The sequence below is a fragment of the Stenotrophomonas sp. 704A1 genome (assembly GCF_030549525.1).
GTDB classification, from domain to species: domain Bacteria; phylum Pseudomonadota; class Gammaproteobacteria; order Xanthomonadales; family Xanthomonadaceae; genus Stenotrophomonas; species Stenotrophomonas tuberculopleuritidis.
The window spans coordinates 1,823,066-1,848,674 of sequence record NZ_CP130831.1 but is presented as its reverse complement, the minus strand read 5'-3'; the positions used below and the strand labels follow the sequence as shown (position 1 = coordinate 1,848,674).

The 25,609-nt window shown below is 67.1% G+C and carries 20 protein-coding genes and 3 tRNA genes; 11 read left to right on the top strand and 12 right to left on the bottom strand.

Features of this window, described 5'->3' with window-relative positions; genetic code table 11:
- Nucleotides 1–28: 28 nt before the first annotated feature.
- Nucleotides 29–105 (top strand) — tRNA-Arg (locus tag Q5Z10_RS08730).
- 32 nt (nt 106–137) lie between these two features.
- Nucleotides 138–214, top strand: a tRNA-Arg gene (locus tag Q5Z10_RS08725).
- 61 nt (nt 215–275) lie between these two features.
- Here the strand turns inward: Q5Z10_RS08725 and Q5Z10_RS08720 are convergent.
- Complete coding sequence (locus Q5Z10_RS08720) at nt 276–1,196, bottom strand: LysR family transcriptional regulator (RefSeq protein WP_303638700.1); 921 nt, start codon at nt 1,194–1,196, stop codon at nt 276–278.
- A 140-nt stretch (nt 1,197–1,336) separates the two neighbouring features.
- Between Q5Z10_RS08720 and Q5Z10_RS08715 the strand changes: the two genes are divergently transcribed.
- Complete coding sequence (locus Q5Z10_RS08715; RefSeq protein WP_303638699.1) at nt 1,337–2,038, top strand: pirin family protein; 702 nt, start codon at nt 1,337–1,339, stop codon at nt 2,036–2,038.
- Here Q5Z10_RS08715 and Q5Z10_RS08710 read toward each other — a convergent pair.
- The 3 genes from Q5Z10_RS08710 to Q5Z10_RS08700 are packed head-to-tail and all read right to left on the bottom strand — an operon-like array spanning nt 1,965 to nt 4,017.
- Nucleotides 1,965–2,846 (bottom strand): Fic family protein, encoded by an 882-nt coding sequence (locus tag Q5Z10_RS08710; RefSeq protein ID WP_303638698.1) that lies wholly within the window; start codon nt 2,844–2,846, stop codon nt 1,965–1,967. The genes Q5Z10_RS08715 and Q5Z10_RS08710 overlap by 74 nt on opposite strands.
- A 2-nt stretch (nt 2,847–2,848) precedes the next feature.
- Nucleotides 2,849–3,685 (bottom strand): hypothetical protein, encoded by an 837-nt coding sequence (locus tag Q5Z10_RS08705; protein WP_303638697.1) that lies wholly within the window; start codon nt 3,683–3,685, stop codon nt 2,849–2,851.
- Nucleotides 3,686–3,687: 2 nt separating this feature from the next.
- Nucleotides 3,688–4,017: a hypothetical protein gene (locus Q5Z10_RS08700; protein WP_303638696.1), complete on the bottom strand. Its 330-nt coding sequence runs from the start codon at nt 4,015–4,017 to the stop codon at nt 3,688–3,690.
- 305 nt (nt 4,018–4,322) lie between these two features.
- On the opposite strand from Q5Z10_RS08700, the gene Q5Z10_RS08695 reads away from it, so the two are divergent.
- Entirely contained in the window at nt 4,323–5,462 is a 1,140-nt protein-coding gene (locus Q5Z10_RS08695) for an MFS transporter (protein ID WP_303638695.1), read from the top strand.
- Nucleotides 5,463–5,477: 15 nt separating this feature from the next.
- On the opposite strand, the gene Q5Z10_RS08690 is transcribed toward Q5Z10_RS08695, so the two are convergent.
- The gene (locus Q5Z10_RS08690; RefSeq protein WP_303638694.1) at nt 5,478–6,629 is read right to left on the bottom strand and encodes an alpha/beta fold hydrolase; all 1,152 of its coding nucleotides are present in this window, start codon (nt 6,627–6,629) and stop codon (nt 5,478–5,480) included.
- A gap of 182 nt (nt 6,630–6,811) precedes the next feature.
- Here Q5Z10_RS08690 and Q5Z10_RS08685 point away from each other — a divergent pair, with 182 nt between their 5' ends.
- From Q5Z10_RS08685 to Q5Z10_RS08670, 4 genes are all read left to right on the top strand, one after another.
- A complete protein-coding gene (locus tag Q5Z10_RS08685) occupies nt 6,812–8,158 on the top strand; it encodes a c-type cytochrome (RefSeq protein ID WP_303639157.1) in 1,347 nt (448 codons plus the stop codon).
- Nucleotides 8,155–9,081: a c-type cytochrome gene (locus Q5Z10_RS08680; protein ID WP_303638693.1), complete on the top strand. Its 927-nt coding sequence runs from the start codon at nt 8,155–8,157 to the stop codon at nt 9,079–9,081. Before Q5Z10_RS08685 ends, Q5Z10_RS08680 begins: the two co-directional genes overlap by 4 nt.
- Before the next feature lie 117 nt (nt 9,082–9,198).
- Complete coding sequence (locus Q5Z10_RS08675) at nt 9,199–11,577, top strand: TonB-dependent receptor (RefSeq protein WP_303638692.1); 2,379 nt, start codon at nt 9,199–9,201, stop codon at nt 11,575–11,577.
- Nucleotides 11,578–11,587: 10 nt separating this feature from the next.
- Nucleotides 11,588–13,696: a phosphocholine-specific phospholipase C gene (locus tag Q5Z10_RS08670; protein ID WP_303638691.1), complete on the top strand. Its 2,109-nt coding sequence runs from the start codon at nt 11,588–11,590 to the stop codon at nt 13,694–13,696.
- A gap of 57 nt (nt 13,697–13,753) precedes the next feature.
- Here Q5Z10_RS08670 and Q5Z10_RS08665 read toward each other — a convergent pair whose 3' ends face one another.
- The 4 genes from Q5Z10_RS08665 to Q5Z10_RS08650 form a co-directional block, all read right to left on the bottom strand.
- Nucleotides 13,754–15,349, bottom strand: coding sequence for an alkaline phosphatase D family protein (locus Q5Z10_RS08665; RefSeq protein WP_303638690.1), 1,596 nt, complete (start codon nt 15,347–15,349; stop codon nt 13,754–13,756).
- Between the two features lie 10 nt (nt 15,350–15,359).
- Entirely contained in the window at nt 15,360–18,293 is a 2,934-nt protein-coding gene (locus tag Q5Z10_RS08660) for a TonB-dependent receptor (RefSeq protein WP_303638689.1), read from the bottom strand.
- 141 nt (nt 18,294–18,434) lie between these two features.
- Nucleotides 18,435–19,460, bottom strand: a complete 1,026-nt coding sequence (locus Q5Z10_RS08655) for a FecR family protein (protein ID WP_303638688.1) — start codon at nt 19,458–19,460, stop codon at nt 18,435–18,437.
- On the bottom strand, nt 19,457–19,972 hold the full coding sequence (locus Q5Z10_RS08650; protein ID WP_303638687.1) for an RNA polymerase sigma factor: 516 nt from the start codon (nt 19,970–19,972) through the stop codon (nt 19,457–19,459). Before Q5Z10_RS08650 ends, Q5Z10_RS08655 begins: the two co-directional genes overlap by 4 nt.
- Before the next feature lie 279 nt (nt 19,973–20,251).
- Here Q5Z10_RS08650 and aceE point away from each other — a divergent pair, with 279 nt between their 5' ends.
- Entirely contained in the window at nt 20,252–22,924 is a 2,673-nt protein-coding gene (gene aceE, locus Q5Z10_RS08645; protein WP_303638686.1) for a pyruvate dehydrogenase (acetyl-transferring), homodimeric type, read from the top strand.
- A gap of 43 nt (nt 22,925–22,967) precedes the next feature.
- Here the strand turns inward: aceE and Q5Z10_RS08640 are convergent, their stop codons facing one another.
- On the bottom strand, nt 22,968–23,456 hold the full coding sequence (locus Q5Z10_RS08640; protein ID WP_303638685.1) for a LuxR family transcriptional regulator: 489 nt from the start codon (nt 23,454–23,456) through the stop codon (nt 22,968–22,970).
- Nucleotides 23,457–23,636: 180 nt separating this feature from the next.
- Here Q5Z10_RS08640 and Q5Z10_RS08635 point away from each other — a divergent pair, with 180 nt between their 5' ends.
- Both Q5Z10_RS08635 and Q5Z10_RS08630 read left to right on the top strand, forming a co-directional pair.
- A complete protein-coding gene (locus Q5Z10_RS08635; RefSeq protein WP_303638684.1) occupies nt 23,637–24,209 on the top strand; it encodes a CGNR zinc finger domain-containing protein in 573 nt (190 codons plus the stop codon).
- Between the two features lie 6 nt (nt 24,210–24,215).
- Nucleotides 24,216–25,061 carry a cyclase family protein gene (locus tag Q5Z10_RS08630; protein WP_303638683.1) on the top strand — a complete coding sequence of 282 codons (846 nt, stop codon included), beginning with the start codon at nt 24,216–24,218 and terminating at the stop codon, nt 25,059–25,061.
- 76 nt (nt 25,062–25,137) lie between these two features.
- Here Q5Z10_RS08630 and Q5Z10_RS08625 read toward each other — a convergent pair.
- Both Q5Z10_RS08625 and csrA read right to left on the bottom strand, forming a co-directional pair.
- Nucleotides 25,138–25,230 (bottom strand) — tRNA-Ser (locus tag Q5Z10_RS08625).
- A 78-nt stretch (nt 25,231–25,308) separates the two neighbouring features.
- A complete protein-coding gene (csrA, locus tag Q5Z10_RS08620; RefSeq protein WP_303638682.1) occupies nt 25,309–25,512 on the bottom strand; it encodes a carbon storage regulator CsrA in 204 nt (67 codons plus the stop codon).
- Nucleotides 25,513–25,609: the final 97 nt, after the last annotated feature.

The window sequence follows — 25,609 nt, the reverse complement described above, 5'->3', positions numbered from 1 at the left end:
GCTGCAGTAAAATTTGATTGTGTACCGCGCGCCCGTAGCTCAGTTGGATAGAGTACCTGGCTACGAACCAGGCGGTCGGGAGTTCGAATCTCTCCGGGCGCACCACACACGATCAGCACAACAGGTTTATGTAATTGGCGCCCGTAGCTCAGTTGGATAGAGTACCTGGCTACGAACCAGGCGGTCGGGAGTTCGAATCTCTCCGGGCGCACCATTACACCGAAACAGCAGGCTCCGGCCTGCTGTTTTTTTATGTGCGTTTCTCGGCCGGGCCACTACCCCGCTGCCATGGCCTGCCACCACTGCGCCAGCAGCTCGGGCCGGCGCAGGCGCTCGCGCCACCAGCGCAACGCCGCGCCATCCTCGCCGGTGCGCCAGGCCAACCAGAAGGTTTCTTCCGGCTTGTGTTCCTCCACTTCGCGGATCACCAGCTGGCCACGTGCCACCGCCGCGCGCGCGCAGGGTTCGGGCAGGAACCCGAAACCCAGCCCTTGGCACTGCAGCTTCAGCTTGCTGGCCATGTCCGGCACGGTCAGCGTCTCCTGCCCCATCAACAGGCCGACGGTGCGCGGCAGCAGACGCCGCGCCGAATCAGACACCGCGATCGCGCAGTAGGGCGCCAACTGCTCCCGGCCCAGCACGCCCGGAACCGCCGCCAGTGGATGCTCCGGTGCCACGGCGAACACGAAGCCCACGCTGCCCAGCGGCTCGACCACATAGCCGCCGCCGCTGGGGCCTTCGCCGGGCGCACCGACCAGCAGATCGGCACGCCGGTCCAGCAATGCCTCCCAGGTACCGGACAGCGCTTCGCCGAACAAGCGCAGCCGGGTCGGCGCGGCGATCTCACGGAATGCGGCGATATCCGGTCCCAGCAACCAGGTCGGGAACACCGAATCCACCGCCAGGGTCAGCTCGGCTTCCCAGCCGGAGGCCACCCGCCGCACCCTCAGTTCCAGTTCGCGGGCGGCCCGCAGCAGGTGCCGGCCCTCCTCCAGCAGCGCGCGCCCGGCCTCGGTCGGCTCCGCGCGCGGACCGATCCGGTCGAACAGCTGCACTCCCAGGTCCTCTTCCAGCTTGGCCACGGTGTAGGAAATGGTCGAGGGCACCTTGTGCAACGCCTTGCCGGCGCCGGCGAACGAGCCGCGGCGATCGATGGCATCCAGGATCTGCAGGGCATCGAGGCTGAGTCTGAGCATTCGAATTTTTCGATGATGGCTGTCAAAACTATCCGTTTTTCAAACCCATGGTGCAAGCGGATACTTCTCTCCAACGGGGAAACACAGCGGCCACCGGCCCACCCCGCCCCATCGAAACCATCGAACAAGGAGATTCCATCATGCTGCAGATCCGCAAGAGCGCTACCCGTGGCCTGGCCGAGCATGGCTGGCTGTCCTCGCGCCATACCTTCTCGTTCGCCAGCTACTACGACCCGCGCTATGTGAGCTTCGGCCCGCTGCGGGTGATCAACGAGGACAAGGTGATCGGCGGCCAGGGCTTCGGCACCCACAGCCACAGCAACATGGAGATCATTTCCTATGTGCTGGGCGGCGCGTTGGAGCACAAGGACTCGATGGGCACCGGCTCGGTGCTGCGCTACGGCGACGTGCAGCGCATGAGCGCCGGCAGCGGCGTCAGCCACAGCGAGTTCAACCACTCGGCCGATGAGCCGGTGCACTTCCTGCAGATCTGGATCTTCCCGGACACGGAGAACATCACCCCGTCCTACGAGGAGACCCACTTCTCAGCGGAGGCCAAGCGTGGCCAGCTGCGCCTGATCGCCTCGCCGGACGGTGCCGATGGCTCGCTGCGCATCCACCAGGATGCCCGCATCTTCGCCACGATCCTCGACGGTGCTGACACCCTGCACCACGCCCTGGGCAGTCAGCGTGGCGCCTATGTGCAGGTTGCACGTGGCCAGCTGCAGGTCAACGGCATCACGCTGGAAGCGGGGGACGCGCTGCAGGTCAGCGACGAGGCGCAGCTGACCCTGGAGAACGGCAACGACGCCGAGGTCCTGGTGTTCGACCTGCCGCTGTAACGACATCGCCCACGGTGCTCTCGTGCATCGCGGGCGCATTCTTCAACAATGCATCGATCTTCTGGTACTCCTCGAACAGCGCCAACCGACCACGTTGCGGGCATAGTGCGGGAAGAAACCTGTCAGCCGACGACAATGCTTCGCTGTAGCACGTTGCCAGCATCGAAAAGTCACCGGCGCGGGCGCACATGGCAGCCAGGTGGAACAGCCGTCCCCGCCCACGGTGTAGCAGGATCAGGCCCAGCATCAACCGGGGTGCGGCGTCGCGATCATGCGCAAGCACATCGGCGGCGAACAGCATGCGCCCCGTGCGCCCATTGCCATCAACAAACGGATGGATCGACAACAGGACCAGATAGGTGGCCAGTGCCCGCTCGATACCCGACCGTTCTGCATGCCGACGCCGTACGTTGAACAAGCGCACCGACGCTCGGATGGCCTCTACCGCTGGCGGTCCGCGGAACCGTCGACTGTAGGAATTCTGCGTCGCGATCCCTATTCCGTGCATGCGCTGTACGGGGCGCATGCAGTTGATCGTTTCCAATGCCGTCGACAGCTGCCCCAGCGTGCATGCACTGACCACCCGGCCGAGCGCCGGTTCGAGCATTCCTTGCGCGTGCAGCCACTCATGACGTTCCAGGTTCCGCTCAAAGGCTTCCGAATGATCAAATGAGTCATGCATGAGCAGAGCGGTCACTACCGGCAACGGACAGGTGACGTCCCCCCGAAGCGGGACATCACACGAAAGGTGCAGCTGGGAAAAGGCATCAGCGATCCACTGGCCGCTGCAGGTGAAAGTGATCTCCATGGTTACTGGCGCTCGTAGATGGTAACCCGCTCGTCTGCGGCGCCGGATCGACTCATCCGATAGAGGTCGTTCCACTGCGCTGCGTTCGGGCGTGGATCCACACTGGGCGGCGGCAACCCCTGCAGTCGAGCATCTTCGGCAAGCGCGCGCAGGAACTCACGAGACTGGATCTGCACGTGCTTCGGTGACGCCATGGCGTCCACATCGGCCATTACGGTATCTACCAGGTACTGCACGGTGTGATCTCCCAGCGCCAGTGGCACCTCCAGGCGAGCTCGAAGTACGCCGGCACTATCCCGATTCGCAGGTCCAAATCGCTCCTCGTAGAGTGCGCGCTCGGAAACCACCCCCTGTTGATAGGCATACAAAGCACCGTGAGCACCGGCGGCGAAATGCTGGCTCATGGCCAGCAGGTACTCACCACGCTTGTTGAATGCGGAACCCGCAATCGTCAAAAGCCTCGGATCGCGGGTTCCTGCCAGTTGTCGCGGATCGATCGACTCTGCCACTGCCAGGTCGGCAGCTTTCGGGTAGTGATGGCGATCCATCCATGCTGCCTCTTCAACCGACAACGCAATGAGGCGGGGATCACCCGCAAATGCCTCCCGCACCGTCAGTGTGCGCTGCCGAGGTGGTTTCTTCATGGATGCCAGGGCTTCAGCGTCACGATGCGCCTTCATCCCTGCCATCGCGTCGCGGTAGGGCTGCAGGACATGATCCTCATGATCCGCCGACTGCAGCGGATCGACATCCTCACCGAGAGATGAATCCAGCAGCCACAATCCGCCACCGCAGGTCAGGACCGCCAACAGGCTTGCAGCCTTCCAGGTGAACTTCATGGTCAGCTCCCGAACCCGGGATGATCGCAATAGTTCCTGAAGGCTGCGCTGGATGTACGGCACGCCGCGTCCATCTGCGACCGGTCATAGGCCGGCTGTGAAGTCCAGGGCTCGATCCACTCCCACTGCAGAAACCTTGCATACGCCGTAGCCTGGCCTATCACGAATGCACCGAATGCCGGGAATGCACCCCCCAGTTTCTGCTGCCCATCCGCGATCATGTCCGAATCGGTACAGGTACTGGTTGCCGCCATTGCGACGTCGGCAACGGCGACGCTTCCCAGACCCACAATGCTGGCTACGACCAGCTTCAACGCGTGCGATGCGTTCATTGACGATCCCGTCCTTGAAGAGCCACCCGGTAAGCAGGGGATTCCTGCGCCAGTCGCTTCTGCGCGACGAAGAGACTCTAGGAGGTGCTTCGTGGGCCCTGTATCGGGGAATGTCCATGCTTTTGCCAAGGATTCCGCTCGTGTTGGCGCAGCGCTGGGGAAGGATCGAACGCGCTCCTCCCAATGGGAAACCGGGGGAATCGCGACGATGCATTCGTATTCGCCACGCGCTGACAGCAATGGCACTTGCCTCATGGCTATGAAAACGATTTCATAGCCAGGATTTTCCGGAGCCCCTCCTGCGCATGACGCCTTCTTCCTCCCGCGCCCAGCAGCACGCCACCCGCGCGGCGTTCTTCATTCCCGGATTCGCCACCGCCGCGTGGGCGCCGATGGTGCCCTATGCCAAGGCCAAGGCCGGATTGTCCGATGCGGGTCTCGGTGGGCTGCTGCTGTGCCTCGGCCTGGGGTCATTGCTGGCGATGCCGTTGGCCGGCGCGCTGACGGCCCGGCTGGGCTGCCGCCGGCTGATGGTGATCACCACTGCGCTGATCCTGCTTGCGCTGCCACTGCTGGCAATGGCGCCGTCGCCGCTGGCGCTGGGCACGGCACTGTTCGTGTTCGGGGCCGGTGTCGGCGCGATGGACTGCACCATGAACATGCAGGCCGTGGCCGTCGAACGCGATGCCGGGCGGGTGATGATGTCCGGCTTCCACGCCTTCTACAGCATCGGCGGCTTCGCCGGTGCCGGCTGCATGACCGGTCTGCTGGTGCTGGGCACGCCGTTGTGGCTGGCGGCGCTGGCGGCCGTGGCCGCGATGCTGCTGATCGCGCTGCTGTCTGCACCGCACTGGCGCCCGCAGCGGATCCTGCACGACGGCCCGTTGCTGGCGCTGCCCCATGGCGTGGTGCTGTTCATCAGCGTGCTGGCCTTCGTGGTGTTCCTGGCCGAGGGCTCGATGCTGGACTGGAGCGCGGTGTTCCTGGCCGACGTGCGCCAGGTGCCGCGCGACCAGACCGGTGCCGGCTTTGCGGTGTTCACCCTGGCAATGACTGCGATGCGTCTGTTCGGTGATGGCATCGTCGAGCGCCTCGGCCGCACCCGCACCCTGATCATCGGTGGCATCACTGCAGCGGCCGGTTTCATCCTGGCCACGCTGGTGCCCTCCTTCGCGGTCGCACTGGCCGGTTACCTGCTGGTCGGCCTGGGCTGCGCCAACATCGTGCCGGCCCTGTTCTCGATGGCCGGCCAGCAGCGCGCGATGCCCGAGGGCATCGCGATCACCGCGGTGACCACGCTGGGGTATGCGGGCATCCTGGCCGGGCCGGCGGCGATCGGTGCACTGGCCCATGCCACCAGCCTGGGAACCGCGTTCCTCTGCGTGGCCGGCCTGCTGCTGGGGGTAGCGGCGTCGGCGCGTTCGCTGGCGCGCCGGCTGCCCTAGCCGGTCGGCAACGGCTCAACTGCGCGCGGGGGCCTTCACCGCGGTGTCGGCGCCGTGCACCAGCCATTCGGCCTGCGCCGGCAGCTGCGGCGCCGGGCAGGCATTGCCCGGGTGCTGCCCGTCGCGCGCCATCCAGTCGTCCACCACGCCGGCCAGCAGGTCCAGCCGCAGCGGCAGCGTGATGTGGTCTTCGCCGCGCATCTCGATGTAGTGCGCACGCGGGTTTGCCTGGGCCAGCACCCGGCCCTGGCTGACCGGAATATGCTGGTCGCCCTGCCCGTGCAGCAGCAGCACGCAGGCACGGGTGTCGGCCAGCGCGCGTGCCACGTCCACCTTGTCCAGGTCGACGTCGATGCGGCGGCTGGCCGCGGCGACCACCTGGTTGATGTCCTGGCCGCCATAGCGCCAGCGTGCATAGGACGCCACCGCCTGCGCCTTCAGCCCCTCCGGCTGTAGTGCCATCAGGTGCGGGATCATGGTGCGGATCGCCACGCCGGCATTGGCGAACGATTCCATTGCCACCACCCCGGCTACCTGGTCGCCCAGCTTGTCGGCGGTGAACAGGGCGGTGGCAGCGCCGTAGGACACGCCGAACAGGTACAGCGGGCCGGTCACTTCGCCGCGTGCACGCAGCGCGGCGATCACATCGACCACATCGTCGGACTCATAGGTGCCGTAGCCGGACGGGCCGGCGCCGGACTGGCCATGGTTGCGCAGGTCCAGGGTGACCACGCGGTACCCGGACTCGGCCAGCTGCAGCGACCACGGCAGCATCGAATCACCGTTCATCATCCAGCCGTGCAGCAGCACCACGGTGCCACGCGGCGCCTGCGCACGGAACGGCTGCGGCACTGCCAGGCTCAGTCCGGTATCCAGCGGCAGCCCGTTCTGGTGGTGCTGCGGCAGGTAGTGATAGCGCGCGCCGTAGTCACCCGGGTCGAACGCGCGCCAGAAGATCGGCACGCCATCGCGGCCCGGCGCGAAGCCGTGGCGGTTGGGCAGCGCGGCGATGGCCGCGGCAATGCGCGGTTGGTCGAGCAGGGTCGAGACGCCACCTGGCGCGACCAGACGGTCGCTGAGCGAGGTCGACGACGCAGTGATCGATGAGGAGCATGCAGCCAGCCACAGGCCGGCGCACGCCAGCAAAAGCAGCAGCAGGCGCTTCATGGCACGTCTTGGGAAAGTACGACAGCGTGGCAGGGTAACGAGGGGCGCGACGGCCATCTATCGCAGCGGCATGACGGGTTGATGACAGCGCAGCATCGATTCAGCTTGTCACAATGTCGCGGACGGCCACGGCAATGATCCGGATCAATGAAGGCACCGGCGGGTTTGTCCACAGTGCCCGCATGCGCACCTCGCTCAAGCTTGCCCTTGCCCTGGCCGCCACCGTTGGCGCCGCCTACGGCATCGCCCGCAGTACCCCGTACTGGTTCGCGCCCCGCCAGCAGGCCCAGGTCGACATCCATGACCCCGCGCTGATCGCGCAGGGCCAGTACCTGTCGCGCGCGGCCGACTGTGCGGCCTGCCACACCGCACCCGGGGGCAAACCCTTCGCCGGCGGGCTGGGCATGCAGACGCCGATGGGAACGCTCTACTCCACCAACATCACGCCCGATCCGGACACCGGCATCGGCCGCTACGACTATGCCGACTTCGAACGCGCAGTGCGCCGCGGCATCCGCCATGACGGTCAGCCACTGTACCCGGCGATGCCCTATGCCTCGTACGTGATCGCCAGTGATGCGGAGATCAAGGCGCTGTACGCCTACTTCATGGGCGCGGTACAGCCGGTCAGGCAGGGCAACGCGGACAGTACCATTCCATGGCCGGCCAACATGCGCTGGCCGCTGGCCTGGTGGCAACTGCTGTTCGCCCGCCCGCGCAGCTTCGTCGCCGACCCGGCGCTGGACGCCGGCCAGCAGCGTGGCGCCGAGCTGGTCGAAGGCCTGGCCCACTGCGGCGCCTGCCACACGCCGCGTGGCCTGGCGTTCCAGGAAAAAGCAATGGCCGACGATGGCAGCGGCCAGTTCCTGTCCGGTTCGGTGCTGGAAGGCTGGTATGCGAAGAACCTGCGCAACGAAGCCACCGGCCTGGCCAGCTGGAGCGAGGCCGAGATCGTCCAGTTCCTGCGCACCGGCCGCACCGACCGTTCAGCGGCCTTTGGTGGCATGGCCGATGTGGTGGAACACAGTACCCAGTACCTGACCGACGCCGACCTGCTGGCGATGGCGCGCTACCTGAAGCAGTTGCCGGCGCGCGAAGGTCGCGCGACGCACTGGACGGCCGGCCCGGACACCACCACCGCTGCGCTGCGCGGCGGCGACTACCGCGTGGCCGGCTCGCTGGCCTACGCCGAACACTGCCAGGCCTGCCATCGCGCCGACGGCCGCGGCATGCCAAGGATCTATCCCGCGCTGGCGGGCAATTCCATCGTGTTCGCCGACGACCCCAGCTCGCTGGTGCAGGTCACCCTGATCGGCGGGCGCACGCCGCACACCCCGCACGACCGCATGGCGTTCTCGATGCCCGGCTTCGAACAGCTGCCCAACGCGCAGCTCGCCGACATCCTGACCTTCATCCGCAGCAGCTGGGGCAACCAGGCCGCTGCGGTCAGCGAAGCCGACGTGGCGCGCATGCGCCGGGTGGTGCGTGACAAACCCGTGCACGTGGTGCCGCAGGAGGCCGCTCGATGAAACGATCCCGGAAGCGTTCACGGTGGCTGGGTGCCAGCATCGCCATTGCCGTGCTGCTGGCCGCTGCGGGCACGCTGGCCTACCGGCACGCGTATCCCGACCTGGATGCCCGTGTTGCCAGCACGCTGGACATCCTCGATGCGCACGGCCAGGTGGTCGGCCAGTACCACACGCCCAGCGCGGAAGAGATCGCCAGCCTCGGCAATGCCGATGCGGTGATGTTCGGCCGGCGGCTGCTCAATGAAACCGCACGCCTGCTGCCGGACAACGTCGGCAACGATCTCAACTGCAACTCCTGTCACATGGCTGAGGGCAAGCGCCCGTTCGGCAATCACTATCTCAACACCGGGGGTGGCAGCTACCCGCGTTACATGCCACGCCCGGGCAAGGAGATTGGCCTGACCGAACGCATCAACGGCTGCCTGCAGCGGTCGATGAACGGCAAGCCGCTGGCCAGGGATGCGCCGGAAATGCGCGCCATGCTGGAGTACATGGCGTGGCTGAGCCGGCCGGTGCCGGATGGCGCGCGCGTGGCAGCACCCAGCGAGGGACCGATCGACAGCACGTTGACCCCCGACCCGCTGCGCGGCCAGGCGCTGTACGCCGCGCAGTGCGCCGCCTGCCACGGCGACAACGGGGAAGGCCGGCGCGATGCCAGCGGCGATATCGCATTCCCGCCGCTGTGGGGCGAACGCAGTTTCAACATCGGCGCCGGCATGGCGCGGCTGTACAAGGCGGCCGGCTTCGTCAAGCACAACATGCCACCGGCAGCTACCCGCGAGCCTCCGCTGGGCCAGCAGGTCATGCCCGACCAGGACGCGGTGGACATCGCCAGCTACTTCATCAACCAGCCGCGCCCGGACTTCGCCGGCAAGGCCAAGGACTGGCCACACGACCCGAAACCGAAGGACGCCCGATACTGAAACCGGCTGCGCGGCTGCAGCCGGTCACACAACACACGCCCTGCATCTGCGCGTCACCGCCATGTCATCGGCGCTGCCGACACTCCCGGACTTTCTCCTCCTCAAGGTCCGGTTTCGATGCGAACGATCGCGCGTTTTCCCCGTGTCTCGCTGCTTGCCCTGCTGATCGCCCCTGCGCTGGACGCCCTGGCCGAAGCACCGCAGGGCGAGGCCGCCGATACGCGCAGCGTCGATGCCCGTACCCTCGACCAGGTGCAGGTGATCGGCCAGGCCACCAGCTACGCCAAGACCTCGGTCCGCCAGGAAACGCTGAACCGGCAGACCGTGCTGAGCAGCGTCAATGGTGCGCTCAACGAAGTGCCCGGCGTGGTGGTCAGCGAAGCCGATGCCACCGGTTCGTCGGTGTGGGGCACCCAGATCAGCATGCGCGGCTTCGTCACCAACCGCGATACCCAGCAGATCGGCACCACCATCGACGGCCTGCCCAATGGCGGCTCCGGCTACGGCGGGGGCTCGCTGGCCAACCGCTACATCGATACATTGGACCTGGAAACCGTGGAAGTGAGCCAGGGCACGGCCGACATCTCGTCGCGCTCGAACGAAGCGCTGGGTGGCACCCTGAATTTCCTCACCAGCGATCCACTGCAGGACAGTCGCCTGCGCATGGTGGTCGGTGCCGGCGACAATGAAGCCCGCAAGTACTACGTGCGCTACGACACCGGCCTGCTCGGCGGCCATACCCGGGCGTGGATCAGCGCGTCTTCGGCACGCGTGCACGACTGGATCGACGGTACCGGTCACACCCGCAACGATCACATCGCCGGCAAGTTCATCACCGAACTGGACCGCTGGACCCTCACCGGGTATCTGTCCTACAACGACGCTGACGAGCCGGAGTACACCAGCGTGTCGCCGGGCAGCTTCGCCACCGATCCCGAGCACGATGCCCTGGTCGGCACCCTGACCGGCATCCCCTATCTGGACCAGAACTACCGCTCCGGCTCGCGCGCACTGCGCGAGAACACCTTCGGCTACCTTCGCGCGGCGTTCGACGCCGGCAATGGATTCAAGGCGTCGATGGCCGCCTATGGGCACCGCATGCAGGGCCGTGGTGACTGGCTGCCGCCCTATCTGGCCGACGTGAGTGACGATGGCGCCGGTCGCCCGCAATCGGAGTATCTCGGTGGCAGCACCGTCTACGGTGGCAGCAACCGCGGCCAGATCTACTTCGTCAATCCCGATGGCAGCGCCGCACAGCGCCTGGCCAGCTGCACGCCGCGGCTGGGTTTCAGCGCCGAGTACGATCCCAACTGCTATGCCGGCAACGTGCAGGGCGCGCAGTCCTACCGCCATACCCACTACGACAATGACCGCGCGGGCGTCACCGCCGATCTCGAATGGCGCCAGACCTTCGGCAGCCTCGACAACACCGTGCGTGGCGGTGTGTGGGTGGAAAAGCTCGACCGTTCGGCACGCCGCGACTGGCATCGCCTGCTGAACGTGGGCCAGGACATCGCCTTCGACCACCAGCCGTACTGGGTGCAGTTCGAAGACAAGTACAAGGTGGACGAGCAGATGTACTACATCGAGGACGTCGCCCGTTTCGGACCGTTCAGCGCGCGCCTGGGCGTCAAGCAGTTCTTCGTCGACCAGTCGCGCCGCCGCGTGATCGGTGCCAGTGAAAGCGTGAAGTCCGATTCGAAGTCCGATCCGCTGCTGTCCACCGGCTTCACCTGGGCGCCCGGCGTGGAAGGCATGGAGCTGTTCGCCGGCTACTCGCAGAACTTCGCCGCCATTCCCTCCGGCGTACTCGGCGAAACCGATCCGCAGCGCTTCCGCAACGTGGAACCGGAAACCGCCGACAACATCGAGCTGGGCATGCGCATCAGCCGCTGGCCGCTGACCGCCTCGGTCACCCTGTACAACATCAAGTTCGACAACCGCATCGTCTACCTGCCGGCCGGGCTGGTCAGCGGCATCGACTACCTGGGCGAAACCGATGGCGTCTACGAAAACTTCGGCGGCGTCGAGAGCAACGGCCTGGAGGCGGCGTTCGGCTACGGCTGGGACAACGGCTGGCGGGTCAATGCCGCCTACACCTACAACCGCTCCGAGTACCTGGGCAGCGGCAACGACGCGCGCGATGCCCAGCTCGGCATCGTCGATGGCGCCAAGGTGATCGGCCAGCCCGAACAGATCCTGGTGCTGTCGGCCGACTGGCAGGGCGAGAACTGGAACGTCGGCCTGTCCGGCCGCTACCTGGGCAAGCGCTACCTGGATGCGTCCGACGTCAACCGGCTGCCCTCGGCCACGGTGTTCAATGCCAACATCGGCTTTGACCTGCAGGCACTGTCGCCGCGCCTGAAAGGCATGGGCGCCAACCTGGTCGTGAGCAATCTGACCGACAAGCGGTATCTTGCAGGGGTGGACGGCCGCGACAACGCCTTCATCGGCGCGCCGCGCACCGTCGGCATCTCCTTCCGCGTGGACCTGTGAGTGTGATCCTGTGACCGATCCCGGCCGACGCCGACTGTTGCAGGCCGGCGTTGCCGCCGGCCTGTCGCCGCTGCTGCCCAGCATCGCCCGGGCAGCGGCGATCGCCCCCGCTGCACACACCCGCAGCCTGCAGGACCTGCAGCATATCGTGGTGTTCATGCAGGAGAACCGCTCGTTCGACCACTACTTCGGCACCCTGCCCGGGGTACGTGGCTTCGGCGACCGGTTCGTGGTTCCCGCATCGCCGCTGCCCGGGAGCGACGCCACGCGCAGCGTGTGGCTGCAGCCCGATGCCAGCGGCAGCCGGGCCATTGCGCCGTTCCCGCTGGATACCGCCGCGCACTTCGGCTACATGCGGGTGGAAGGCACGCCGCATACCTGGCCCGATGCCCAGCGTGCCTGGGACCACGGGCGCATGGCGCAGTGGCCGAAGGCCAAGCAGAACCATTCGATGGCCTACTTCCAGCGCGGCGACCTGCCATTCCAGTTCGCGCTGGCCGATGCCTTCACCCTCTGCGATGCCTACCACTGCGCGATGCAGGCCGGCACCAACCCGAACCGCGTGTTCCTCTGGACCGGCCACAACGATGCCCAGGGCCGTGCCGGCGGGCCGGTGATCGCCAACTCGCACGACAACTTCCCCGAACACGGCGGCCACCCCGATTCCTACCGCTGGCCCAGCTATGTTGAACGCCTGCAGCAGGCAGGCGTCTCCTGGCAGATCTACCAGGACATGGCCGACAACTTCACCGACAACCCGCTGGCCGGCTTCGAGACCTTCCGCCAGGCCTATCGCGGCGCGCCCGGGCACGACCCGCAGCTGCGCGCGCGCGGCGTCAGCACCCGCGGCCTGGACCAGCTGCGCCAGGATGCCCTCGATGGCCGCCTGCCACAGGTCAGCTTCATCATTGCCGACGCTGCTGGCAGCGAACACCCCGGCCCCTCCAGCCCGGCCCAGGGTGCGGCCTATACCGCCCGCGTGCTGGATGCACTGACCGCCGACCCGGCGGTCTGGAGCCGCACCGCGCTGCTGCTGATGTTCGATGAGAACGATGGTTTCTTCGACCATGTGCCGCCTCCCGCGCCGCCCTCGCCGATCGAAGGCGGCTGGGCCGGTGCCTCGTCGGTCAGCACCGCAGGCGAATACCACCGGCATCCAGCGCCGGGCGATGCGAAGTACGATGACGCCGCACTGCGCGGCCGGCCCTACGGCCTGGGCCCGCGCGTGCCGCTCTATGTGATCTCGCCCTGGAGCCGTGGCGGCTGGGTCGATTCGCAGGTATACGACCACACCTCGGTCCTGCGGCTGATCGAGCGCCGCTTCGGCGTGCAGGCTCCGGACATTTCGCCGTGGCGGCGTGCGGTCTGCGGCGACCTGACCGCGGCCTTCGACTTCGCCCAGCGCGACACCCGTCCGTTCATGCGCAGCCTGCCCGATGCAAGCGCTGCCGCCGCGCGCGCGGCGGCCCTGCCCGGGCGCACCGTTCCCACCCTGCCCGACGGCCTGCAGGCGGCGCGCCAGGCACCCGGCGTACGACCGGCACGCGCCCTGCCCTACCGGCCGCAGGCCATGATCGCTGCGCTCGACCCGCAGGGCATCCAGCTGCAGCTGGCCTGCGACGGCGCCGCCGCAGTGCTGCACATCTACGACCGGCTGCAGCTCGCGGCCGTCCCGCGCCGCTATACCGTGGCACCCGGCGCGCCGCTGCGCGGGCACTGGCCACTGGATGCACAGGGCCGCTATGACCTGTGGCTGCTCGGCCCGAATGGCTTCCATCGCCACTTCCAGGGCAGCACGCAGGCCCCTGCGGTGCAGGCCTCGGTGGCGCGCGTGGACGGCCAGCTGCAGCTTCAGCTGATGAACCTCGGCGATGCTGCGCAGCGCGTCCGCGTGCAGGCCGGCGCCTATGCGGGGCACATGCCGGAACAGACGCTGGATCTTCCCGCACGCGCATCCACCACGCTCGCCTGGGATCCGATGCCCACCGCAGGCTGGTACGACCTGCGGATCAGCACGGGCGGAAGCGTGCTGCGCCTGGCCGGGCGCTGCGAAGACGGCCACCCCGGTACCAGCGACCCGGCCATGGGCAGCGAACCGCTGCGGTTCGATCACGGCTGAGCCCAGGGCCCGGTGCCGGGTCGAGCGCCGCCCGACCCGGCACCGGCGTGCACCGGTTCAGGCCTCCTGCAATCCCGGCCGCCCATGCTCGACGGCATAGCGTTTCCAGCGCTGCAGCGTGCCGTTGGGGCGCATTACGGTGTCGAGCGTCTTCATGTCGCCGATCCACGCCTCGCGGGTCACGTCACACAACACGTAGCCGCGCTTGTCGGTGGTCGCCTTCAGGTAGGGGCTGTGCGCAAGCTGGTTCTCGGCGTATGCATCCACGCCCTGGCCATCGGCACCAGAGGTGATCGAGGTTGCGAGGAACTCGCTGGAAATCACCCCCGAATCGCGATGGTCCTGCACCAGGTCGCCGGCGTAATGGCGATGCGCGTCGCCGCAGGCGGTCACCACGTTGCCGAAGCCGACCTGCTGGATGTGGTCGAGCAGGCGCCTGCGGCTGGACAGGTAGCCCGACCACTGGTCATCGGAGGTCACGATCTGCCCGTCCTTCTCGCGGGCGTAGTTGCCGAGCGAAACCTGGTGGGCAATGGTGTGCCAGCGGGGCGCGGCGTCGGCCAGGCCATCGAACAGCCACTGTTCCTGGCGGGCACCGATGATGCTGCGTGCCGGTGATTCCACCTGCTCGCGCAGCGCCATGTTGGCCTGCTTGCTGCGGTACTGGCGGGTATCGAGCAGATGCAGATCCATCAGCGTGCCGTAGCGCGCGCGACGGTACATCTGCATGTGGCCTGCCTGCGGGAACGCCGAATGCCGCAGCGGCATGTTCTCGTAGTACGCCTGGAACGCCTGCGCCCGCCGCAGCAGGAATACCTCGCTGGGCGTGTCGTCCTGGTCCTCGGCGGCAGCCCAGTTGTTGTCCACTTCGTGGTCGTCGAAGGTCACGAACCAGGGGGCTGCGGCGTGCGCGGCCTGCAGGTCGGCATCACTCTTGTACTGCGCGTAGCGCCGTCGATAGTCATCCAGCGTGTAGATCTGCGGGCCGACATGGTTGCGCAGGTTGGTGAACGGCTGCCCGTTCATCCTGCGCACGCCTGGCTGGCTCTCGCCCTCGTAGAGGTAGTCCCCGTAGTGGAAGACGAAGTCGATGGGTTCGGCGGCGATGTGCCGCCATGCCGTGTAGTGCCCCTCCTCGTAGTGCTGGCAGCCCGCCACCGCGAAGCGCACCCGGTCGACGGCGGCCGTGGCGGCCGGCAGCGTGCAGGTGCGCCCCACCGCGCTGGCATGCCCGCCCACGCTGAAGCGGTACCAGTACGGACGCCCGGGGGCGAGGCCCTCCAGCTCCACGTGCAGCGCATGACCCAGTTCCGGATGGGCCAGCGCCGATCCGCGTCGCACCACCTCGCGCATGCCCTCATCGGTGGCCAGCTGCCAGTCCACCGCCATCGGCCGCGCCGGCATGCCGCCACCGAACACCAGCGGCTCGGTCGCCAGCCGCGTCCACAGCACCACGCCGTCGGCCGACGGATCACCCGAGGCCACGCCCAGGGTGAAGGGGGTGCTGGCGAAACGAGGCGAAAGCAGCAGGTTGCGGGGATTCAGCGCGCCGGCATCGGTCTGCGCCGCCAGCGCGCGGGCGGTGCCCATCCAGGCGCCGACGGCGGACAGGCCGGCCAGCGCCAGAAAGCGCCTGCGATTGATCGTATCCACGCGCGCGTCCTCAGTTGTAGATGATGTGGAAGTAGAAGAAGCGGCCGTAGTCGTCGATCTCGGTACGGAAGCGCCCATTGGGGCCGGTGCTGTAGGTCGGCTGGGTGTTGAACAGGTTCTTCGCCTCGTACTTCAGCGTGATGTGCGGGCTGACCTTGTGGCTGAAGGCCAGGTTGAAGGTCATGTACGGGTCGTAATAGGAATCCAGCCACTGCGTATCGCCGAAGTCGACCAGCATGCGGCTGCGGTAGGTACCGGACACACGCAGCTGCGCATCGCGCCACGGCATGCGCCAGATCACCGAACCGTTCACCGACCAGTCCGGCTGGTACAGCAGGCGATCGAGGCGGCGCTCGCTGCCATCGCTGATCCGGTAGTTGGTCTGCCCGTCCAGGCGCGTGGCGTTGACATACATGTCGAAACGCTGCCGGCCCCAGCGCAGGTTGCGGTTGGCCACGGCCAGCTCGACACCGCGCAGCTTCGACTCGTCGGTGTTCATCGGCTGGGTCACCCGGTAGCGGATGTCACCGACGTTCTCGAACGTGGTCAGGGTATAGATGTCGTCCTTGATCACCTTGTCGAACAGCGCGACCGAGACCAGTCCATTGTTGCCATTGAAGTAGAGGTCCCACGCCAGATCGAGGTTGGTGGAACGACGCGGCTCCAGCGCCGCATTGCCCTGCCTGATCGTGCAGAAGCCGCCTCCCTGCTCGTCATCACCACAGCTGGTGCTGGTGGCCTGGGCGATGTTGCTCGGCGTCGGCCGGCCCAGCGTGCGGCTGGCGGAAAAACGCAGGCGCTGGTCCGCGCTCAGCTTGAAGGTCGCGTTCAGTGACGGCAGCAGGTTGTTGTAGCCACCGCTGCTCCTGCGGAACGCCGAGGAGTAGGTGGTCCCGCCGTCCTCACTGAACGGACTGAATGCATCGAAGCGGGTGTGGTCGTAGCGCAGGCCGCCGATCAGCAGCAGCCGGTCCCAAGCGTAGTGTGCCGACACATATGCGTTGGCAATGTCCTCCACGTACTTGTAGTCGCTGGTGAAGTCTGCGTTCGGATAGGCTGCATCGTTGTTGCCCAGCGTCGGGTACAGCTCGTCATGCCACAGGCGGTTGTCGATCAACGGAAACCCGGGAACGCTGCCGAGCAGGGTCGAGCCCGGGTAGAGGTAATCGTTGAGGGTCGCGCTGGTCTTGTAGTAGTCGAAATCGATGTCCTGCCAGATCTTCAGGTGGCGGTACTCGGCGCCGGTGGCCAGGCCGAAGCCGCGTGCGTCCGCATCGATGTTGTAGCTGAAGTCGGCCCGCAGGTTGTCGATGCTCTCCTTCGCATCACGTGGCGAGATGTAGGCCTGGGCCGGGTTGAGCTTGAATGCCGAGCTGGTCAGCAGGCTGGAATCGGAGACCGCGACGGCGTTCGGAAAGCCGTGGCTGTCGTTGGCATAGTCGACAAACAGGTTGCTGGGATAGGCACGCACGCCCCAGTAGACCTGGGTGTTGTGAAAGGTCTCCTCGGTGTGGCCACCACGCAGGCTCAGCCGCGAGCGGTCACCGATATCCCAGTTGAAGCTGGCGATGGCGCCGCGGTTGCTGCGGTCCCAGCGGTCGTGGCGGTTCTTGATGTAGATGCTGTTGATCTGGGTGGTGCCGCCGTCTCCGCTCTGGTTGCGGATCGGGAACTTGGCGTTGCCATACAGATCGGTCTTGTTCATCGTCGAGTTCTCGTAGAACCGGTACGAATACAGCAGCAGCGAGGCGTAGAACGGGTCCTCCGCCGGCTTCCACTCCAGCTTGGCCGAGCCGCCGAAATTGGTGATGTAGTTGGTGTAGGTGCCGGTACTGAAGTTGCCCGGCGCGCGCAGCCCGTTCCAGCCCGTGGCCTCGGTGGGCTCGGTGGTGCCGTCGGTGAGGTACTTGCCGGCCTCGTTGTAGTAGTAGTTCGACTCCACCCAGCGCTTGACGCTGTTGCGCGAGCGCTGCTCATAGCGCGCCACCGCGACGATGCCGAACTCCTGGTCGGCACCGAACTGGTCGGAGAACACCGCCTTGGCGCTCTTGCCGAAATGCCCCAGGGTCTTGTGGTCACCGCCGGCGCTCCGCTCCACATTGGTTTCAGCCGTGGAGTAGATGCCGGCCACGTCGGCGAACACATAGCGGCCGGCGCGATCGAAGGCACTGCGGCTGATGATGTCGATCACCCCGCCGATGGCGTCCGGCGCCTGCTCGGCGCTGAAGCTCTTGTAGATGTCGGTGCGGGTGCCGATGTCACTGGGAATCAGCTGCAGGTTGTTCATGCGCTCGCCCGAACCGCTGCCACCCACGCTGGCGATCGCGATGCCGTCGATGGTGGTGTAGTTCAGGTTGGCCTGCACGCCGCGCACCGTCACATAGCGCGGCTCACCGGCATCTTCCACCGCGCTCAGGCCCGGCGCGGCCATCAGGCTTTCGGCCAGGGTTTCATCGCCATAGCTGTCCATCTCGTCGTAGATCACCGAATCCTTGATCACCGGCGAGGTCTTCTTCTGGTCGATCACTTCATGGGCCGCGATCACCTTGATGGTGCCCAGGGTGGGTGCCACCACGGCCTCCGCCTCACGCGCAGGCGGGGCGGCCGGCTTCGGTGCACTGCGCGCGGGCGCCGGATCGATGGCGATCACATTGCCATCCACAACGGTGTACCCCAGGCCGGTTCCGGCCAGCAGCGCGTCCAGCGCCTGCCTCACCGTGGCTCCGCGCGGAACCGCACCGGCCATGCGCGCATCCCCCGTGGCCGAGTACAGGAACTGCACGCCGGAACTGCGTGACAACTGTTCCAGCGCGCGTGCCAGCGGCTGCGCCGCGATGGGCGCGGTCACCGGAGCATCCAGGCCATCGGCACCGGCCGCCATGGCCAGCGGCATGCTGCAGGGCGACAGGGCGAGGGCAATCGACAGGTAAAGCGCGTTCCGCATCACGATTCCTTGGAAGAGAGAAGACAACCGGTGCCGCTGCACGGATCGGCAGCGGCTTCTCCCAAGTAAGAGGCGGCGCGCTCCGAAGTGGAGAACGCCGATTCGATGAATTTTTTCTGACAGGGGCGGACCACGCCGGACTCAGCGGCTGCCGACCCGCACCGTGTCGCCTTCGCGACGTACCACGAAACGCGGATCGCGCTCGAGGAATGCCTGCAATGCGCCGATGCGATGCGCATCCAGGCTGCCCGACAGCCGCGCCGACGCCGCGCCATCGTCCAGCACCCGTACCTGCACCTGGTTGTGGCGGTTGAAGGCAGCAGCGACCTCGTCCAGTCGCTCATCGAGGAAGGACACCTTGCGCTGCTGCCAGTCCAGCAGCATCGACAACGGCATGTCCAGCGATTCCACGGCGTGGCTGCGTGCATCGACCTGCACCACCCGGCCTGCGCCCAGCTGCGCAAGGCGTGCCGCGTCCCGGCCCTGGCTCCACACCTCCACCTCACCGGAAACCACGCCGATGCGCGTGCTCTGCAGCCGCCGCGACACATCGAACACCGTGCCGATGTCGCGGATCTGCAGTCCGTTCACCTGCACCTCGAACGGACGCCGGTCGCCGGCAATGTCGAATGTGGCCTCGCCCTGCAGCAGTTCCGCCCTGCGGCTGAACCAGCCGATGCGCACGCGCAGGCGGCTGTCTGCGTTGAGCCGTACCCGGGTCTGGTCGGGCAGCACCAGGTCGCGCAGCTCGCCGTGGTCGGCACTGTAGGTCTGCTCGACCGGCATCGCCGCCGGCAACAGACTGGCGCCGAGCACTGCCACGCAGGCCACCGCGGCCGCCGCCAGCCAGCGCGCACGGCCGACCCGTGGCGCGGCCCGCGACGGAGCCGCTGCCGCCGCGAACAACGGCACCACCTTGGCCGAACTGGCCCGCGGCGACGGCAACGCCGCCTCTTCGGCCAACGCCGGCTGCAACGCCTCGCCCACCCGCCGATGCAGGGCAAGCACGCGCAGATAGGCGCGCACGTGTTCGGGCGAGCGCTGCATCCACTCGAGAAATTCGATCCGCTGGTCCTGGCCCAATGGTCCTTCGCGGTTGCACAGGAACCAGTCCGCGGCCTGGCGGGCGATCCCATCGTCGGGATCGTGGGGCGGCTGCCGGTTCATGTGTGCTCCCTGGCGCCGAGCGCCTTCCTGCAGGCGTCCAGCCCCTTGCCGATATGCTTGCGCACCATGTGCACCGATACCTGCAGCTGCTGGCTGATGGTCGGGCAGTCCAGCCCATCGCGGTAATGCAGTTCCATCACCCGTCGCGTGGTCGCCGGCAGCTGCGCGATGGTGCTGCGGATGTCGTTCCAGTGCTGCGCGCGTTCGAACTCGCCTTCGATGTCCTCCTCGCTCTTCAACACCTCGGCCAACAGGTCGACATCCTGCAGGGGCGGCAGCGATGAACGCGTGCGCGCGTGTTCGCGGGCCAGATTGGCGGCCACGGTGAACAGGTAGGCTTCCGGGTTCTCGATCGCCGCGGCGTCCTCGCCGGTGCTGCGCAGCAGGCGCAGGTAGACCTCCTGCGCCAGATCCTCCGCATCCTCGCTGGCCGAGCCGCGGCGCAGGAAGAAGCCACGCAGCAGCCGTCGCCGCAGTTCGTAGCTCTTCTCCCAGATCCTCACGCTGTTCACGGCCGGCCACCCCTCCCCGAGGCGGGAAAGCCCAGCAGGGTGACCGCCGACGATGACACTGGCGTTTCAGCGCGCAGCGGCAACGCCTGCTTGCCAGAGATCCAAGTCGTGCCCGCCTATCGGAGCCACGGCACGCGACCTACGCTGGCGTCCCTGGTGACCGCCCTGGTCACCCTTCGCGTCACGGCCCGCCGCCGTTGCGACCCCGCTCCAGTGCTGTCCGCCCTGCCGCTGGTGTCGCCCTGGCAGGGAACCGGCCGGCGCCCTCTGGAGACTGCCATGAACCACGCCCCCACCCCCATCGACACCGACCCGCTGGAAACACGCGAGTGGCGCGAATCGCTGGAGGCGGTGCTGCAGGCCGGGGGCCGGCCACGCGCGCATTACCTCATCGATCAGTTGAGCGACCTGGACGCCCAGCAGCACGGTGACCTGCATACCCGCGCCTGGACTGCCTACGTCAACACCATTCCGCGCGAACGCCAGCCGGCCTACCCCGGTGATCTGGCCATCGAGGCCCGGCTGAACGCGATGATCCGCTGGAACGCGATGGTCATGGTGCTGCGCGCCGGCAGGCATTCCAACGTCGGCGGCCACATCGCCACCTACCAGTCGGCGGCGGTGCTGTACGACGTGGGCTTCGACCACTTCTTCCGCGGACGCACCGACACCTTCGACGGCGACATGATCTACATCCAGGGCCATTCCGCCCCGGGCATCTACGCGCGCGCATACCTGGAAGGCCGCATCGACCCGGCACGGATGGACAACTTCCGCCGCGAAGCTGGCCGCGACGGGCTCTCCTCCTATCCGCATCCGCGGCTGATGCCGGCGTTCTGGCAGTTCCCCACCGTGTCGATGGGCCTGGGCCCACTGACCGCCGCCTACCAGGCGCGCTACATGCGCTACCTGGAATACCGCGGCCTGAAAGAACACCAGGGCCGCAAGGTCTGGGCCTTCCTCGGCGACGGTGAGATGGACCAGCCCGAATCGCTGGCCGCGATTTCGCTGGCCGGCCGCGAACGGCTGGACAACCTCGTGTTCGTGGTCAACTGCAACCTGCAGCGCCTGGACGGTCCGGTGCGCGGCAACGGCAAGGTCATCCAGGAACTGGAAGGCACCTTCCGCGCCGCCGGCTGGAACGTGATCAAGCTGATCTGGGGCAGCGGCTGGGACGACCTGCTGGCGCGCGATCACAATGGCCTGCTGCGCCGGCGCATGATGGAATGCGTGGACGGAGACTACCAGACCTTCAAGTCGCAGAGCGGCGCCTACGTCCGCGAGCACTTCTTCGGCCGCGACCCCGAGCTGCTGCAGCGGGTCGCGCACATGAGCGACGATGACATCTGGGCACTGGCGCGCGGCGGCCATGATCCGCAGAAGGTGTTCGCCGCTTACCAGCAGGCGGTGAACACCAGCGGACGGCCGACCGTGATCCTGGCCAAGACGGTCAAGGGTTTCGGCATGGGCGACGCCGGCGAAGGCCAGAACATCAACCACCAGCTGAAGAAGATGAGCGCCGACGCGGTGCGCGCCTTCCGCGACCGCTTCAACCTGCCGGTCAGCGACGAACAGCTGGAGGAGATGCCGTACCTGCGCCCGGAACCGGGCAGCGCCGAAGCCGTCTACTTCGCCGAGCGCCGGCGCATCCAGGGCGGGCAGTTGCCTTCGCGCCTGGCCCGTGTCGATCCGCTGCCGTTGCCGCCGCTGTCGATCTTCACTACCCAGCTGCAGGGCAGTGGTGATCGTGGCCAGTCCACCACCATGGGCTTCGTGCGCATCCTCACCCGCCTGCTGAAGGATCCGGAGCTGGGCAAGCGGGTGATTCCGATCGTGCCCGATGAATCGCGCACCTTCGGCATGGAAGGCCTGTTCCGCCAGATCGGCATCCATTCCTACCTGGGCCAGCTGTACACCCCGCAGGACGCCGGCCAGCTGAGCTACTACAAGGAAGCCAAGGACGGTCAGATCCTGCAGGAAGGCATCAACGAATCCGGCGCGATCTGCTCATGGATCGCCGCCGGTACCGCCTACAGCAACCACGGCCTGGCCACGATCCCGTTCTACATCTTCTACTCGATGTTCGGCCTGCAGCGCGTGGGTGACCTGGCCTGGGCCGCCGCCGATGCGCGTACCCGTGGCTTCCTGCTCGGCGCCACCTCCGGCCGCACCACGCTGATGGGCGAAGGCCTGCAGCATGACGACGGCCACAGCCATGTGCTGGCATCGGTGATTCCCAGCTGCGTGTCCTACGACCCCACCTACACCTTCGAACTGGCGGTGATCATCCACGACGGTCTGCGCCGGATGTATGTGGAGCAGGAAGACATCTACTACTACATCACCCTGCTCAACGAGAACTACCCGCACCCTGCCCTGCCCGAAGGCGCCGAGGCCGGCATCCTCAAGGGCCTGTACCTGCTGCGCCCGGCCGCCGCCGATGCCGCCGCGCGCCCCTGCGTCCAGCTGATGGGCAGCGGTGCGATCCTGCGCGAGGTGCTGGCTGCCGCCGATCTGCTGCAGCAGGATTTCGGCATCGCCAGCACGGTGTGGAGCGCGACCAGCCTGACCGAACTGCGCCGCGACGGCCTGGCCGCCGAACGCTGGAACCTGCTGCACCCGGCCGAGGCGCCGCGCGTGCCCTACGTGCAGCAGTGCCTGCATGGCCACGACGGCCCGCTGGTGGCGGCCACCGACTACATGAAGATTGTCGCCGACCAGATCCGTCCTTTCCTCGGCGACCGCCGTTTCATCGCGCTCGGCACCGACGGCTTCGGCCGTTCGGATACCCGTGAATCGCTGCGCGCCTTCTTTGAAGTGGACCGCCACTTCATCGTGCTGGCATCACTGAAGGCGCTGGCCGACGAGGGACGCATCGAGCGCTCGCGGATGCAGGACGCCATCGACAGGTACGGCATCGATACCGGCAAACAGGATCCTGCCGCGCCGTAGCGCGGCAGCTGCGCCGCGCGCGGATCTGCGCGCGGCGGTAGCGCTACGGGATGCGCTTGAACAGGTTGGTCTGCAGGATCGGCGTTCCGTCGTGCCTGTAGAACGCCTTGGTCTCGGTCAGCGTCGAGTGATCGGCCGCCACGGTATAGATGCGCGTCGATGCCGGGGTGCCATGGTCGACCAGCTGCATCACCAGCGTGTTGGGGGCGGGCAGCTTCAGGTTGGCCTGGTCCGCACCATAGGTGCCCGACAACGGCCCCGGCGTGCCATCCAGGGCCAGCGTGCCGGCCGATGTCATCGGCTTGCCGTCGTGCAGCACGATGTCCACGTGGGAACTCCAGCGGCCGCCACCGACGTCGCGGAATTCCAGCTCGACCCGTTGTGGGCGTTGCGCTTCGGGCAACGCAGACGTGGCGATGTCCAGCGCCCAGCGGCCCAGCAGCGGTGACGGTGACGGGGTGGCATCGGCCGCCAGCAACGGCGACGCCGGCAGCAGCAGGGTGGACAACAGCACGACAGGCAACAGCTTCATACGACGCTCCGTTCGAGTGAAGAGGATGCTGCAGGGTGTGCGGGGGGCAGCGCACCGATGCTGCGCGCTGCCGGCGCCGCCGGCAAGGGCCGCTGCTGAACCGCCGCCAACCCACGCCGCCGCCCCCGCATGCGGCCGCTGCACTTGTGCCCGGCCCATGTAACCCCTTATTGTGGTTACATGGATCAGCGCCGCCAACATGAATTCATCGCCGGCACCCCCGCGCTGGACTTTGTCGATACGTTCGGTGATCGCGCAGGCACTGGCCGCGAACGCCTGGTCGACCCAGCCGCGCTTGCCGGTTGGCTGGACCAGGCCGGCCTGTGGCCCGACGCTCCCCCTTCCGCACCCACCCACGCCGAGCTGCTCGCGGCGCAATCGCTGCGCGAGGCCATCCATCGATGCGCGTTGCAGGCGATCCACGGCCGTGCGTTCGCCCAGCCCGACCTTGAACACCTCAACCGCGCGGCACTGCAGATGCCGCCACGGCCACAGCTTGGCAACGGCGTGCTGCGGCGGGTGAGCGCGCGGCCGGTCGATGCAGCGCTGTCCGTGCTCGCCGAAGACGCCCTGATGCTGCTGGCGGGCCCGAGGCGGCAGCGGATACGGCAATGCCCCGAATGCGCCATGGTGTTCGAGGACACCTCGCGCCCGGGCAAGCGGCGCTGGTGTTCGTCGAAGCAGGGCTGCGGCAATCGCGCCAAGGTCCGGGCGCACAGGGCCCGGCGTGTGCAGGACTCACTGAAGGGATGAGCGGCAATGGAGAAGCGCGTCTGTTTTGATTTCGAGGTGGAGTTCAGCAATGGCGGCGGCATCCAGGGCCAGGGCTTCCGCCTGGATATCGACAGCGACGACATCGATGACGATGCGCTCGCCGCCTACCTCATCGCGGACATGCGCCTGCTGATGGTCGGCCAGCTGCGCATCCTCAACAAGCGGATCATCGAAGAGCCGCACAAGCGCATGACCGCGCCTGCGGATGCCGGCGCGCGCGCCATCATCAACCTCAGCCATGCGGGCGGGAACAGCGCGCTGGGCTGGCACGACCTGCCCACCCCGCGCATTGCTGATCCCCTGCCACGTCGCGGCCGCAGCGACAGCATCGCCACCCACGGCACCGGCAGCGCGACGCCCGGGCACCACATTGCCCATGGGCAGGACCTCGACGGGAGGGAGCTGCATGGCGTCGCGGCCGTTCCGGGGGTCGTGGTCAGCGTCGTCGGCGCGCGCCAGCGCGCACTCGACTGGCATCACTTCGTGCCTTTCGACTGCCGCGGCCGGGCGGTGCTGGTGCACACCGGCTGGGACCGCCACTGGGGCACGCCGCACTACGCCGCGGGCGGACATCCGTTCCTGACCGCAAAGGCGGCGATCTACCTGCGTGACCACGGCGCGCTGATCGTCGGCATCGATTCGCCCTCCCTCGACGACACCACCGCGCAGTCGCCTCCGGTGCACGCCGTGCTGAGCGCCGCCGGCATTCCCATCATCGAGCACCTGACCGGTCTGGATGCATTGCCGGCTGCGGGCTTCCAGCTGCATGCGGCGGCGCCTGCAGGGGGCAGCGTGGCTGTCCCGGTGCGGGCCCACGCGGTGGTCGATTGAACCTCGCCGGCAGCACGGGGGAGGCACAAAGAGAAACGCCCGCAGATCGATGATCTGCGGGCGCTTCTTTTGCATCTGGCGGAGTGAGAGGGATTCGAACCCTCGATAGAGCTTTTGACCCTATACTCCCTTAGCAGGGGAGCCCCTTCAGCCGCTCGGGCATCACTCCGGGGTTTTCACCGCATCTGGTGCGTTGCACCTCAGCGGGGCGTGAATCATAACGTTAATCACGCGCGAAGGTAAAGCGTTATTCCGCAGAATTTTCACCACCGGTGCTGCCGGCGTCGTCACCGCGCTGGATGCGCTGGTAGATCTCTTCGCGATGCACAGCGACGTCCTTCGGCGCGGTGATGCCGATACGCACCTGGTTACCCTTGACGCCGAGCACGGTGACGCTCACCGAGTCACCGATCATCAGGGTTTCGCCGACGCGGCGAGTCAGGATCAACATTTTTGCAAGTCTCCATGGAACCGTGTGGAAGGGTATCCCCCACCGGCTTGACGCTCCGTCAAGAAGCGTGCCCACGACAAAGGGAAAAGATTTCGCA

Coding starts and splice junctions, on each gene's coding strand:
- Q5Z10_RS08715 (WP_303638699.1), top strand. CDS start 1,337: ATGCTGCAGATCCGCAAGAGCGCTACCCGTGGCCTGGCCGAGCATGGC.
- Q5Z10_RS08680 (WP_303638693.1), top strand. CDS start 8,155: ATGAAACGATCCCGGAAGCGTTCACGGTGGCTGGGTGCCAGCATCGCC.
- Q5Z10_RS08700 (WP_303638696.1), bottom strand. CDS start 4,017: ATGAACGCATCGCACGCGTTGAAGCTGGTCGTAGCCAGCATTGTGGGT.
- Q5Z10_RS08640 (WP_303638685.1), bottom strand. CDS start 23,456: ATGAAGCTGTTGCCTGTCGTGCTGTTGTCCACCCTGCTGCTGCCGGCG.
- aceE (WP_303638686.1), top strand. CDS start 20,252: ATGAACCACGCCCCCACCCCCATCGACACCGACCCGCTGGAAACACGC.
- Q5Z10_RS08635 (WP_303638684.1), top strand. CDS start 23,637: ATGGATCAGCGCCGCCAACATGAATTCATCGCCGGCACCCCCGCGCTG.
- Q5Z10_RS08675 (WP_303638692.1), top strand. CDS start 9,199: ATGCGAACGATCGCGCGTTTTCCCCGTGTCTCGCTGCTTGCCCTGCTG.
- Q5Z10_RS08710 (WP_303638698.1), bottom strand. CDS start 2,846: ATGGAGATCACTTTCACCTGCAGCGGCCAGTGGATCGCTGATGCCTTT.
- Q5Z10_RS08690 (WP_303638694.1), bottom strand. CDS start 6,629: ATGAAGCGCCTGCTGCTGCTTTTGCTGGCGTGCGCCGGCCTGTGGCTG.
- Q5Z10_RS08705 (WP_303638697.1), bottom strand. CDS start 3,685: ATGAAGTTCACCTGGAAGGCTGCAAGCCTGTTGGCGGTCCTGACCTGC.
- Q5Z10_RS08630 (WP_303638683.1), top strand. CDS start 24,216: ATGGAGAAGCGCGTCTGTTTTGATTTCGAGGTGGAGTTCAGCAATGGC.
- Q5Z10_RS08655 (WP_303638688.1), bottom strand. CDS start 19,460: ATGAACCGGCAGCCGCCCCACGATCCCGACGATGGGATCGCCCGCCAG.
- Q5Z10_RS08695 (WP_303638695.1), top strand. CDS start 4,323: ATGACGCCTTCTTCCTCCCGCGCCCAGCAGCACGCCACCCGCGCGGCG.
- Q5Z10_RS08660 (WP_303638689.1), bottom strand. CDS start 18,293: ATGCGGAACGCGCTTTACCTGTCGATTGCCCTCGCCCTGTCGCCCTGC.
- Q5Z10_RS08685 (WP_303639157.1), top strand. CDS start 6,812: ATGCGCACCTCGCTCAAGCTTGCCCTTGCCCTGGCCGCCACCGTTGGC.
- Q5Z10_RS08720 (WP_303638700.1), bottom strand. CDS start 1,196: ATGCTCAGACTCAGCCTCGATGCCCTGCAGATCCTGGATGCCATCGAT.
- csrA (WP_303638682.1), bottom strand. CDS start 25,512: ATGTTGATCCTGACTCGCCGCGTCGGCGAAACCCTGATGATCGGTGAC.